The sequence below is a fragment of the Labilibaculum antarcticum genome, from assembly GCF_002356295.1.
Taxonomy (GTDB): Bacteria; Bacteroidota; Bacteroidia; order Bacteroidales; family Marinifilaceae; genus Labilibaculum; species Labilibaculum antarcticum.
In genome coordinates this window covers 4,890,402-4,904,193 of the sequence record NZ_AP018042.1, presented here as the reverse complement: position 1 = coordinate 4,904,193, position 13,792 = coordinate 4,890,402, and the positions used below count along the sequence as shown (strand labels likewise).

7 protein-coding genes are annotated in these 13,792 nt (G+C 40.5%); all 7 read right to left on the bottom strand.

Features of this window, described 5'->3' with window-relative positions; all coding sequences use genetic code 11:
• Window positions 1-43 precede the first annotated feature (43 nt).
• A complete protein-coding gene (locus tag ALGA_RS19630) occupies window positions 44-1,261 on the bottom strand; it encodes a PQQ-binding-like beta-propeller repeat protein (protein WP_096432158.1) in 1,218 nt (405 codons plus the stop codon).
• A 29-nt stretch (window positions 1,262-1,290) separates the two neighbouring features.
• Window positions 1,291-4,584, bottom strand: coding sequence for an FtsX-like permease family protein (locus ALGA_RS19625; protein ID WP_096432156.1), 3,294 nt, complete (start codon window positions 4,582-4,584; stop codon window positions 1,291-1,293).
• A 67-nt stretch (window positions 4,585-4,651) separates the two neighbouring features.
• Window positions 4,652-5,350 carry an ABC transporter ATP-binding protein gene (locus tag ALGA_RS19620; RefSeq protein WP_096432154.1) on the bottom strand — a complete coding sequence of 233 codons (699 nt, stop codon included), beginning with the start codon at window positions 5,348-5,350 and terminating at the stop codon, window positions 4,652-4,654.
• 340 nt (window positions 5,351-5,690) lie between these two features.
• Entirely contained in the window at window positions 5,691-6,803 is a 1,113-nt protein-coding gene (locus tag ALGA_RS19615; protein WP_096432152.1) for an outer membrane protein assembly factor BamB family protein, read from the bottom strand.
• Between the two features lie 1,154 nt (window positions 6,804-7,957).
• A complete protein-coding gene (locus tag ALGA_RS19610) occupies window positions 7,958-9,505 on the bottom strand; it encodes a 2Fe-2S iron-sulfur cluster-binding protein (protein WP_096432150.1) in 1,548 nt (515 codons plus the stop codon).
• 53 nt (window positions 9,506-9,558) lie between these two features.
• Window positions 9,559-11,892 (bottom strand): NAD(P)H-dependent oxidoreductase subunit E, encoded by a 2,334-nt coding sequence (locus tag ALGA_RS19605; protein ID WP_096433780.1) that lies wholly within the window; start codon window positions 11,890-11,892, stop codon window positions 9,559-9,561.
• Window positions 11,893-11,903: 11 nt separating this feature from the next.
• Window positions 11,904-13,784: a PQQ-binding-like beta-propeller repeat protein gene (locus tag ALGA_RS19600; RefSeq protein ID WP_096432148.1), complete on the bottom strand. Its 1,881-nt coding sequence runs from the start codon at window positions 13,782-13,784 to the stop codon at window positions 11,904-11,906.
• Window positions 13,785-13,792: the final 8 nt, after the last annotated feature.

Below are 13,792 nucleotides of genomic sequence, written 5' to 3'. Positions count from 1 at the left end.
AAAAAAACTTAGTAACTCTTTCACTCATTAATCCATTAACTCTTTAACTCTTTTTCTTAATATCATATGCCAATAAAGCGTCTCCATGACGGATGTATAAAACTCCTTTGTTTATAACTGGTTGAGCAAAATGCTCTTTAGTTCCTTTGGTCACTTTAAATTTACTTACTAATTCCATTGTTTCAGGTGTCACATTTACCAAGCCAACCTGACCTCTTTCGTTGTAACAGTACAACATACCATCGGCAGCAATGGTAGATCCACGACCAAAGCTCAATGTATCCTGAGTTTCGCCAGTCTCGGCATCCACACTCTTCCAGACTTTCTTGCGATGACCGGAAGCTATGATTTTACCGTTCAATTTTACAGCACCACCCATGATGTTGTCCAATTCCTTATTTCGCCACACTTCCGTGATTTGACTTCCGTCTTCGGAAACCTTCATTTTTACCGTTCCATTGCCACATCCGGCAACGTAATACAAATAACCATCTTCAAAAATTGGAGTGTTTCCATTGATATCGCAAAGCGTGTCCTGCAGTTCCGTCCACAATAGCTTTCCTGTCTGCGATTCGATGCCTAATAAGGCATTGTCTGAGAAAGTTACCAAAACTTTTCGGGATGGAAAATCCAATAACAATGGAGAACAATAAGCAGATACCTCACCAACACCGGCACAAGTCCAAGCCATTTCGCCGGTAAACCGATTCAAGGCAATGATGTTATTTTCCGCCCCACCTGGTGATGCAAAAACCAAATCGCCATCCACCAATAAAGATTGTGAATATCCAAAGCGAGTATTTTTACCTTCATATTTCTCCAGCATGTTAATCTTCCACTTTATTTCTCCAGATTCAGCTTGAATACAGGCAATATCTCCCATTCCTGAGGCAACATATACCAAATCATCTACCACAGTTGGAGTTGAACGACTTCCAATGAAGTTTTTCATCCAGTCTTTACCAAATTGAGTTTTCCAAAGTATATTTCCTTGCAAGTCAAGAGCTATTAGGTAAGCGAGGCTATCAATTTCACCATTTAAATACATGATATCATCACTAAATACGGGTGAACCATAACCATTGCCAATACTATCAATATCCCAAAGCAGGTTTGGACCATCAGCAGGCCATTCTTTCAATAAATTGGTTTCGTCGTAAATTCCGGAACGGTTCTCGCCTCTCCAGTCACTCACTTTTTTCTGCTTGGAATTACAAGCAAACAAGAGTACGGCAATAATTAGAATGCTTAAATTTTTCATTGGGTTAGTTTAAGTATGATAGTTTAGTTTTATTCATTCTTTAATGATTCAACGATATTGTATTTTTTGATTTGTCGTGCAGGAATCCAAATCCAGATCAATCCACTGATTAATATACCGAACAGCAATGACAATACATATCCTACCGGCATATGAAATGAGGGTGAAAACAGTGATGGAAGCACACCTATTAGTGCAGCACCTAATCCACAAAGCAATCCTACGATCAACAGAAATAGGTTTTCGTAAAAGAGCAGTTTGAAAAGACTATTTTGCTGATAACCGATTGCAGAAAGCAAAGCCAGTTCCTTTTTGCGTTCCATGATGTTTCGCATCAATACGATTCCCAAGCCTATGGTACCGATGATTACACCCAAGCCTCCCAGAAACATGAACATGCTTAAGTAGGTGTTTTCAACCGAATAAAAAGCGGCCAGACGATCGGATGTTTTCATTCCTGAAACGCCCAAATCCTGAAGGTTATTCTCAAACTTTTGCATTAACTGATCATCACTATCTTTCTGTGAATCAACTAATAATATTTTTGATCCGCTAATGGATGGAAAGTGCTTTTGAAACTGTTTATCAGCGATTAAGATATTGCCCTGGAAGATGGAGTTGTTCAATCCTCCCATAAGTACTAATTTGATGTCTTTTCCAAATTCATTTTGATAGATCAAAGTATCACCTACCGCTTTTTTCAAGCCCCAAACAATAACTGTCTGATCTGCGAAAGCAGGAATCACATCCTCTCCTAAATCCTGATTTAAAATTTGCCATGGATGCTCCGAATCTACATTAGCGACAAGTGCCGCAAATGAAAAAGCATCCTTTTTATCGAGCAACAAAGGATCGAATCCCAATATTCTGGGTTTCTGCACCTGATTTAGATTGAGGCAACTGGCATCATCACCTTCTAAGGCTCTGAACTGTACAAATTTTGTGGTGGAATCGAGATCACCTTCCCAAAATCCGACTTTCTCAAGTCCTTCTGCAGTATTTAAATCAAATAAAACAGGCATCGTGCTTTCCATCCAATATTCATAGCCACCTGTACCCGATTGATTCGCATTTTCAGTATCGAAGAATGTTTTGCGATTGGCTCCTGTAATTAGAACAGAGAATGTGCCCAGTGCCAATAATGCTACACTTGCCAAACTTCTCTTGCGGTTGCGTGCACTGTTCTTCATGGCCAGTTGCAACAAGGAAGGTGTTTTACTACTTCTGGTAGAACTCAATTTTTGCAGATACATGTGAACAAAAGCACAGGCTCCAATCATGAACAAGCCTCCTGCAGACAATAATAGCTCCGCATTTTGATCCAAGGAGGATGCAAAGGCATAAGCAATCATAGCGGCAGTACCTATCATTGATAAAATCCCTATTACTACAGATATCCGATTGGTTTTTAAAGAGCTGTTCTCATCATTGGTATTCTGAATTAGCTCGCTAGCCGTTTTCTTTAACTTTTTGCGAGTCACCAGCCAGATGCACAGCATTGCAACCACAAGACCTATCGCAAATCCAGTAAACAAAGTGGTTCCGCGCAGATGAACATTCAACATATTGGTACGAACCACATCGGTCCACACCGAATTAAGCGCTTTTAAAAGCAGATGGTTGTATAAAATGCCGCCTAAGACACCAACCAATCCTCCAACTACCACAGTTACTAATGACTCATAGATTCTTATTCGTAATATTTGTGATTTATGGAAGCCTAAACCCAGGAGAATTCCGTTTTCCTGACTTCTGCTATCGAGATTTAAAGAATAAATCAAGATGGTTAAAAGCACTCCTGCAAATATGATGAAGAAGCTGAGACTTAAGAACAACTCACCAAAATCGACCATGTTATTTGCTGTCGAAACGCCTGCACTACGAACCGATACAAAGTTTAAATTAAGCAAGTTAGGATCCATCACCGAAAGCATGAGTTTCTCTAGATCTTTCTGATTCAATTCCTTTTCATCAAATCGGAACGCAGTATATTTTCCATATTTATTGCTCCACAATTCAATCGCTTTTTCCTGAGAAATGAAAGCTTTTGGAGTTCCCTTGTACTGTTTCCAGTAGTCTTCGTCTTTCGGACGGATTTTTGAAAAATCAACAGGAACTCCTGCTTCCCACTCGTTGCAGCTACCTGCATCTGATAATCCCGGAAAGGATGGCATCATGGATTGATCCAATAAATCACTGCTTAAAGGCAATACTTCCTTAACTACAAATGTCTGCTTCTGCTCTTCAAGAGCCCGCAAAGCGCCAATTACAAAGTAATCCAGAGATATTGAATCTCCTACTTTGGCATCCAGGTCATCAGCCAACCATTGATTGATAATCATTTCCCCATCAGACAGATTCGACAAGCGTGAATCACCCTTGATGGCAGACACAAACGAATAGGGTGTTTCTTTATCCTTACAGCTGATTCGGTTCACAAAATAGGTAAGAAGAGATTGCTGCTTAATTGCGATTTTCTCCAGCTCATCAGAAATTGGCGTATCAATAAACACCCGATCCGAAATCAATTCCAACTGATCTTTTCCTGTAATAGAGCGGATTTCAAGACCGGCATCCTTCACATTCCAGTTCTTCTCTAAACTGGCTTCTACCTCAGGTAAAGAGAGCGCAGATTCGCCCGCAGGACTTGCCAGCAAAAGATTCGCCCGTCCTTCCAGTTCCATTTCCTGGGCCAGATAATCTCTGGAAAGAAAAACATTGTAGGGTGCAACCTGATTGTTTTTTAGACTAAACCGACCCAGTTCCTGATCGCCGGCAATGGCTTTTACCTTTACCCGCAAGGCAATAGTCTGATCCTCATCAGAAACAAAAGGAGCATTGGCGGGAATCAAAGTCCCCTTTTCAACCCGTAACAGAAATTCGTCACCAATTTTCAGGCTCATTTTATCTGCCAGATTCGAACTAACAGCTGCTTCCCCATCTTTCAGGTCAATTTCCTGAGCAGATGAGAATTTCCAAAATTCCTGATCAACCCCATAGGCCTGAATATTATTCGTACGAGTCTTATTTTCAGGCTGAATGGCAATTCCTTTTACCTGCAAAAGAGCAGCTGCATTCACATTTAAATCTGCCTGAATCTCTTTTGCCAGCTCGGCTCTAACATACCGATCGCCAGTTGGCATGGCATATTCGACCTTAGCCAAACGAAGGTTTACCAAGTCGTGCAAACTGTATTTTACCGAATCACCAATAATTAATGCTCCTGTAAGAACTGCAGTACTCAGAATTGTTCCCAAAAAGACTGCAAAATGCTGCTTTCTGAAGTACCAGAGACTTTTGATGATGTATTTGAAGATATTCATGTAATATCAATTAGTAATTAAGAATGAATAATTGTTGTCTTTAATGAACTTCATCTTGTATTATTAATTATTCATTACCAATTGTTAATTGTTTTAAACTTCCTTCTTCCAATTGATAAATCTTCTTCATCTTTTTGGCCAAATCCATTGAGTGAGTGACTATAACTACAGAAACCCCTTGCTTTTCGTTGATGCTCACCAATAAATCGCCCAATTGTTCTGCTGATTTTTTATCCAGCGAACCCGTTGGCTCATCGGCAAGAATCAGATTTGGCTGATGAATTAAGGCACGAACAACTGCTGCCCGCTGGCACTCTCCGCCCGACATTTGTCCTGGTCGCTGATAGATCAATTCTGATAAGCCAACAAAATCCAAAAGCTCTAACGCCCTTTTTTCAGCATCCTGCTTCTGTTTTTTATCCTTTACAGGGATAAATGGCAGCAAAACATTCTCAATTAGGTTCAACTGAGGCAACAAATGATGAGACTGAAAAACAAAACCCAAATTTTGATTGCGAAAATTGGCCAATTCCCTCTCATTCTTCTGCGATAAATCTTCACCGTCGAAAATTACACTGCCCGAATTGGCGGTATCCAAAGAACTAATCACATTCAACAAGGTACTTTTGCCCGATCCGGATGGACCAACAATGGCGATGGATTCTCCCTTTTCAATAGCCAGGGAAAGATCATCCAATATGATTCTCTTCTCAGCACTACCAGCGTTTTGGTAATATTTGGTGATGTTCTTTAGTTCTACAATCATATCATTTTCCTAATTTAGTTCCAGACCTGACAGGTTTTAAAAACCTGTCAGGTCTCAAAATATCATTCTTTGCTCTACTATTCAGCATTTTTTCGTTCTATACACTTCCTGCTTCGTTGAAATCAACTTGTCCTTCGATGTATTTTACTGCCCATCGGGATAAAATCACCTTCCATCGAGGTAAAAAGCTCAATCATCGCCTAATTTAGTCGATCATCGCAGTAAAATGGTCAATCATCGCCTAGTTCAAGCCGATCATCGGGCTAAATGGTCGATCATCGCCTGTTTTAGCCGATCATCGGGGTAGGTGACCAATCATCGCGGGGCTTTCAGCGCTTTTTTATTTCTCTCCAAAGGCATAAACGCTTCCATCCATACAAGCAACAACAATCATCCCTTCCACCACAGCAGGCGTTCCTACAATGGCTCTTCCGATCTCGTAAGACCAAACTTGTTGACCGGTTTTTCGATCCAAAACATATATTCTTCCATCTCCTGATCCAATAACTACCGAATTACCAGCAATTACAGGAGATGCTTCTATTTTATTTTTGGTTTTGAATTGCCATTGAATGATCCCGTTTTCTTTATCGAAACAGTAAACCTGTCTGTTTTCAGCGCCAATGATTACCTGATCGGCCGAGACCGATGGAGAAGCCAAATAGGAAATAGCTCCCTCTTTCTTCCATTTAACCTGATTTTTAGCGTAGTCCACACAGAAAAATTCGCCATCGTGATTTCCAAAATAAGCCTGATTTCCATCTAAAGCGACGGATGATGCGATATAGGTGGCAATATCCAATTTGTTTTTCGCCGTTCCGGTTTTCACATCCACTTGATGGAGAAAACCATCACACCCACCGAACACGGCAATTTCACCATTGCAGGAAGCCGCTCCGTTAATAAAATTATCAGATTCATACTTCCATTCCAGTTTGCCTGATTTTGCATCAACACAATGCAGATTAAAGTCGTAGCTTCCGATTAAAATCTTCTTCTGTTTGCTTGATTTGTCGTAAAACCAACTGGCTGATCCTGAAATCTGACCATCAGTGATGTACTTCCATTCCACCTCTCCGGTAGTGGCATCCAAACAATAGAAGATTCCTTCCAAAGAGCCAAAAAATACGCTTCCATCTAAATACAAAGGCGAAGCTTCCACGGATGTTTTGGCATCAAACTTCCATTTCAGTTCACCGGTTTTTGAAATGGCGTACAGTTTACAATCATTAGAACCAACAAATATGTTCCCATTGCTAATAATTGGCGATGATTTAATGGCATCTCCTGTTTTAAAACTCCACAATAACTGGGGCGCTTCGGGCACACGAGCTTCCGTTATCCCCGTAAGGCTTGAATTGCCCCGGAAAGACAGCCAATTGTGCTTGTTTTGGGCAATTGCTGGAATTGCCAAAACAATGGATAGTATGTATAGTATAAATTGTTTTTTCATTTTCTATTTTTTCTCATTTGACGCTGACAGGTTCAAGAACGCTGTCAGGTCTTTCTTTTTAATTACTAATTAATAATTCGTAATTAATAATTTCTTTTAACCTCATCCCCCAGCCCCTTCTTCCCGAATTATCGGGACAAAGGGGAGCCTTAATTTCCCTCTCCTCGAGGAGAGGGATTAAGGGTGAGGTATTATTTCAACATTTATTTCGATGCTAATGCCCATTTTAACAAGCCTCAGTATTTACTTTTTTCTTTGTCCTTTAGCCGGACGGGCTTCTACTTTTTTAAAGATAAAAAACTAGAGAAAAAATCTTTGACAAACGTCCTCAATCACCCATTACTAGTTCAATAGCTAAACAAAAAGAACTCGCTTTGCTCAAACAGCTTTTTGTTCTTAACGCCATCTTCACTAAATGGGTCCCGATCTCCGGACTCAATGTCGCTCCCACTTCTACTTTTTAATTACTAATTGATAATTCGTAATTCATAATTACTTTTAACCTCATCCCCCAGCCCCTTCTTCCCGAATTATCGGGACAAAGGGGAGCTCTGCATCGATTTAGGTCTTCACAATTTTTTTATATTTCTGCTCCTATTTATTAGACTCTGACAAGTTCAAGAACGCTGTCAGGTCGTGTTAATTCCCCTCTTGAGAGGGGATAAAGGGGAGTGTTTTAATTAGCTAACAATAACATCCCCCTGATTCCCCCTTGAAAGGGGGACTTCCAAACCTTTCAGGTATTCTTTTTTAGATTTGAGATAAGAGACACTCATTGACTATATTCATTTACTCATTCATCAACAAACGCTGTCAGGTCTTTCCTCGTCGCTTCCCTTTTTACTTAGTTGTTTTTCAGTTGTACTATTTCACCTCATTTCTCCCTTAAATACTTTAAAGCACTTTCTCACTTCGTTTCTTTTGTCCTTTAGCCGGACGGGCTTCTACTTTTTTAAAGATAAAAAACTAGAGAAAAAATCTTTGACAAACGTCCTCAATCACCCATTACTAGTTCAATAGCTAAACAAAAAGAACTCGCTTTGCTCAAACAGCTTTTTGTTCTTAACGCCATCTTCACTAAATGGGTCCCGATCTCCGGACTCAATGTCGCTCCCACTTCTACTTTTTAATTACTAATTCGTAATTATTAATTCCTAATTGGAGCGAAGCGACAAAGCTCCCGTAGGACATGCTATTGCGCACTCTTTAGCTGCAACAGTCAAGGCTTTGTTAATGCTTTGATTAAAAGGCACCGATACTTTAACGGTAAATCCCCGTCCGATATTGGTTAAGCCTGTTTCTTCCTTGTACTTGCCCGCAATTTCTATGCAAAGTCCGCATTTAATGCACTTTTCCGGCTCGTAAATAATACTTTCGTGATCGTAATACTTCACCACACTGTTTCGTTCGCCAAATGAAAATCTTCTGCGATCGGCATTGTGTATGTCTGCACAAACACGAAGCTTACAATTATCCAGTTTGCGACAATCGCAATGCAAACATCTGGCAGCTTCTTCCATGGCTTCCTCTTTCGTAAATCCCTTTTCGGATTTTGCCTCCACACGATCACCCAATACTGACTCTTTCAAATACTCACTCAACTCTTCTTTTCGCAGGGTTCCAAATCGGGAATTGAATGCCCGCTTTGTTGCTTTTCCTTCTCCTTTTCGCAAAAACTCATCAACTGACCATGCTGTTTCTTTTCCCATTGCCACGGCTTTTACAGCCATTTTTTGAGTACGGATTGCACTGCCTGTTGCAAAAATCCCTGTCTGATCGGTAGCGAATGTGTCGCTGTCTGCCCACAAGCCAGTCTTCGCTGATTTTAAACCCAATTCTTCCACATTTTCAAGACCACTTCCTGTTGCCAGGATTACAGCATCAAAACTGGATTTAATCTGTTCCCAGTTCTCTTTTTCAATTTTTTGACCAATAGTAAAAACGACACCAAATTGTTTCAGTATTTCTATTTCTTTTATCAGGATACTTTCAGGTAAGTCCCCTTTTTCGATGGCTTCAAGCAAACTTCCTCCCAAGCGATTTTCTTTCTCGAAGACCTCGCAAGCATGTCCCTCTTTCACCAAATGATAGGCTGCGGCTAATCCGGCCGGACCGGAACCAATAACTGCTGCTTTTTTGCCACTTGCTTTTTTCTTATCCGGAAAATAGAAAGACTCCTCTTCATTTGCAGAAATTCGCTTCAACAGGCAAATGGAAACTGCCTGATCGACATCCTTACGTCGGCAAACTTTCTCGCATGGAGCGGAACAAATGTGTCCTAAAATCCCCGGAAGGGCAATTTCCTCTTTTACAATTTTCAAAGCCTCATCGAATTTACCCGCAGCAATGAATCTGTTCATTTTCGGTATGTCCATATATGCCGGACAAGCCACGCGGCAAGGTGCCTCGCAATCGCCAACATGATCGCTCAACAACAATTCAATGGCTTCTTTTCTCGCTTCAAAAACTTCAGCATCATCACTAACCAAATCCATTCCTTCAGTAACTTTCGTAGCACATGAAGGCAACATCTTCTGATTCGCATTATTTTTCACCATGCAAACCATACAGGTAGGATGATTGCTGCATCCCTCCAAATAGCACATGCTGGGAATCTCAATTCCAACAGATTGTGCTGCCTTTAGAACGGTCGTTCCTTCGGGAACATTGATGGCTATATTGTCTATTGTTAGTTTTGGCATCTTTATATTATCTATAGACCTGACAGGTTTTAAAAACCTGTCAGGTCTTTTAATTATTTTATTTCAACGGCATCTACCGGACAAATTTGTTTACAGATATCGCATTTAATGCACAATTCATTGTCCACTTCGTGTAATTCGTAAGGTTTAGCTTTAATAGCATCTACCGGACAACGTTGAGCACATTTGGTACAACCCGTGCAATTGTCGTTTATTTCGTAGCGAATCAACTCCTCGCATTTGCCAGATGGACATTTGCCATTAATATGCGCTTCATATTCATGTCGGAAATACTTTAATGTTGAGAGTACTGGATTTGGAGCAGTTCCACCCAAAGCACACATACTTCCTTTCTGCGTATTAAGAGCCAGTTGTTCCAATAAATCAAGATCACTTAATTTTCCTTTTCCTATCTTGATTTTCTCAAGGATTTCCAACATGCGTTGCGTTCCAATTCTACAAAATGTGCATCGTCCGCAAGATTCTTCCTGCGTAAATGACAAGAAATAGTGAGCGATATCAACCATACAATCCGATTCATCCAAAACGATCAATCCTCCCGATCCCATCATGGCTCCCACTTCTTTCAAAGAATCAAAGTCGATTGTTGTATCGGACATGGAAGCAGGAATGCATCCTCCTGAAGGACCGCCAATTTGAACAGCTTTAAATTGCTTCCCATCAGCAATTCCACCACCAATTTCTTCAACAATTTGCTTGATGCTTATTCCCATTGGCACCTCAATTAATCCACCACGCTTAATCTTCCCTGCCAAAGCAAAAACTTTTGTTCCCTTGCTTTTCTCAGTTCCAATTTTACTGAATGCTTCCGCACCATTTCGAATAATGTAGGGAACCAAAGAGAATGTTTCTGTATTGTTGATTAAGGTGGGTTTATCCCACAATCCTTTTTCTGCCGGATAGGGTGGCCGCAACTGCGGAATTCCACGTTTGCCTTCAATGGATGCGATTAATGCAGTCTCTTCGCCGCACACAAAAGCTCCAGCACCTTCAAATACTTTTAAATCAAAAGAAAAATCAGAACCTAAAATATTTTTACCAAGCAATCCTTTGCTTTTGCAGATTTCCAAACCTTCCTTAATCCGCTTTACTGCAAGCGGATATTCTGCCCGTATGTAAAGTCTGCCTTCAGTTGCTCCCACGGCATAAGCACCAATTAATATTCCTTCAATAATTCTGAACGGATAAGATTCCAGTAACATTCGATCCATAAATGCGCCCGGATCTCCCTCATCACCATTACAGATAATGTATTTTTGATCAGACTTTGCATTCTGAACCATTTTCCATTTGATAGCCGAAGGAAAACCTGCTCCTCCGCGACCTTTCAGCCCGCTTTTTTCAATTTCCGAAATAATCTCATCCGCAGAAAGCTCATTCAAACATTTTTTAAAGGCTTCGAAACCATGTTTGCTAAGGTATTCTTCAAAATCGGAAGGTTTTATCTCTCCCCGGTATTCTGTTGCAATGTTTACCTGCCCTTTCAAGAACTCCGAAATTGGTGAATGTTCTTCATTCGCATTGTATCGGTTCGAACTCTTAGGGATATCTGAAAAAGTAAGGTTCTCAGCGTAATTGTAAAAGCGATTTTTGAAACGACTCATCCAACTCTTAGACTGAAAGTGTTTCTCAATTATATCGCCAACGTCATTTGCATTTATTTTCGTATAGTAAGCTGCCTCTTCCCCTTTTTTATGGATTTCCATCATAGGAACCTGATTGCAAACGCCCACACAACCAACCTGTTTCACATCTACTTTAATCTTGTTCTCGGCCAATGTCTTTTCCAGTTCCTCTTTCACTCCGGAACTACCACTCGCAATGCAACATGATCCCAATCCAATTCTAATTTCACCCTGAGAGATTCCTTCTTCAGTCACTTCTCTCACAATTTTTTCTTCGCTTGGTGCCAGATTTTTAAAATCCTCTATAATTTCAGCTACTTTACCCGTTTCAACATGACCGTAGGTAACCGCATCAATCTGAACCACCGGTGCCAGCGTGCAACAGCCCAAACAGGCAACTTCCTCTACCGTAAAAAGCTTCTCAGTATCTGTATCTACGCCTTTTTCCAAACCCAATTCCCGTCGAAAACCATCGTATACCTGCTTTGCCCCTTTAACATGACAAGCAGTTCCAACACAAACCCGAATAATATGTTTTCCCACCGGCTGATGACGAAACTGCGAGTAAAAAGTTGAAATTCCAGTTATTTGAGACTCAGTTATAGTTGTAGTTTCACAAACCCTTTTCAGTGCGGGTTCGGGCAAATAGTTGTATTTCCCTTGAATTGCCTGCAAAATTGGAATTACCTTATCAGGCTCTTTTCCAATTCTTCCAACAACATCATCTACAAAATCGATCATCTTCTCCATATCTATTTCCCTATGCAATAAAGATTTTTCTCACCCCGAATATACACTCTACCATCTGCAAAGGCAGGCGATGCATCCGATTTCTCTCCCAAAGCTGATGTTGCAACTTCCACATATTCCTTCTCTGCTTTAAAAATATGCATCACACCTACCCTGTCCATTAAATATATTTTACCATCAACCAATATTGGAGATGCATAAAATCCTGCGTCAAATTCCTTTTCCCAAAGTATTTCACCAGCTTTTGCATTGTAACAGGCAACAGCACCATAACTGGTTATCACAAACAACAAATCATTGTAAGCAATTGGACTCGGAACATCGGAAAGGTAATCGTAAGCTTCCCATAAAATTTCAGGTTTAGCTCCCGGTTTTATTGCTACCAAACTGGCGTATTCGTTTAGCGCAAATACGATTCCGTTTGCATAAGCTACCGAAGGACCAACCTCACCGGTAATGCAGTCTATTTTCCACAATTCCTTTCCTGTTTGTACATCATAGGATGCAATGCAAGGATCAGCTGCTAATAATACTTCAACCTGATCTCCGTTTTGAACAATCACCGGCGATGCCCAGGAAACTCTTACTTTGCGCGCAGTACTCCAGACTTCTTCTCCGCTTGATGTTGACAAAGCCATTACTTTCGAGTTTGTTTTCTGATCATACTGAACAATCAACTTGTCTTCAAAAACAATCAAAGATGATGAATGTCCGTAATGATTATCAGGGACACCTAAATTCTTAGCCCACTGCTTTTTTCCACTCATATCTACTGCGATCAGATCACCATTTGAGAATATGGCAAAAACTGAATTCCCATCAGTCGTAACCGTTGACGCGGCATGACCAGTATCTGGAGTTACCTCCGGCGGATTTGCAGGTGATCCAGTAATCTGTTCTGCTTTAGCTGTCCAAAGTAATTTACCGTTGTTTCTATCGTAGCAATAAACTTCCCGACTTGTAGCAGTGGCTCCGGAAAGGAATAATTTATTTCCCCAAATTACCGGAGAATTATAGGCATGAATAGGAACAGGCTGTTTCCACAGGATATTTTTGCCACTTGCTCCATCCCATTCATTTGGGATGTTCTTTTGGTAAGCAATCGCATTTCCTCCCGGTCCGCGGAAAGATGGAAAATTTGCCATCATCTCTTTCGTTGGATATGTTCCTTTATATGAATTGGTTTTCGCTTTTTCAACCACTACTTCTTCCTTCTTAGCAACAGGAACAACAATTTCCTCTTTTGCAGCTTCCTCCTCTACTTCTTCAGCAGCTTTTTCTTCAACAACTGGCTCTACTATTTCTTCATTTGCGACAACCTCAACAACAGTAACATCTGTTTGATTTGTTTCAGCTTGCTTCGTGTTCGCAGTTGCAGCCGCCACAGTGAATTGATTCCCCAACTCCTTATGCGTCAGAAATGCAAATATCAAAGTGATTCCTACCATTCCAAAACCACCAATCACAATCCATTTCCTTGCTTTTTCGCGAAATAGAATGATATTCTCCTCTTTCTCTTCAGAAATCTGCGGTAACTGTTGCTTGCCCGCATAAAATAACTGCAAGGCAATCGTCGTAATTATAATGCCAAACAAGAATAAATATCCGCCGGCTTTCACTTGCCATTGATTTGTAAAATAGGCTTTACGAACCAATAAATCCATCTCGCGTATTTGCTCTCTTAACTGAGCATCGTTCGGATTATCATTCAAGCGATCAACCAAACTGTTAATCACTTCGGTATTTACCGGATCAATTCTATTAATCTGAATGTAATTCACCAAAACCAACATGCAAATTATGAAGGAAAATGTTCCCGCCACCATTGCAATGCCTTTCCACAGGGATAGGTTGGTGCGATTTAGTTTAAATTTGTTAGTCATATGCTTTA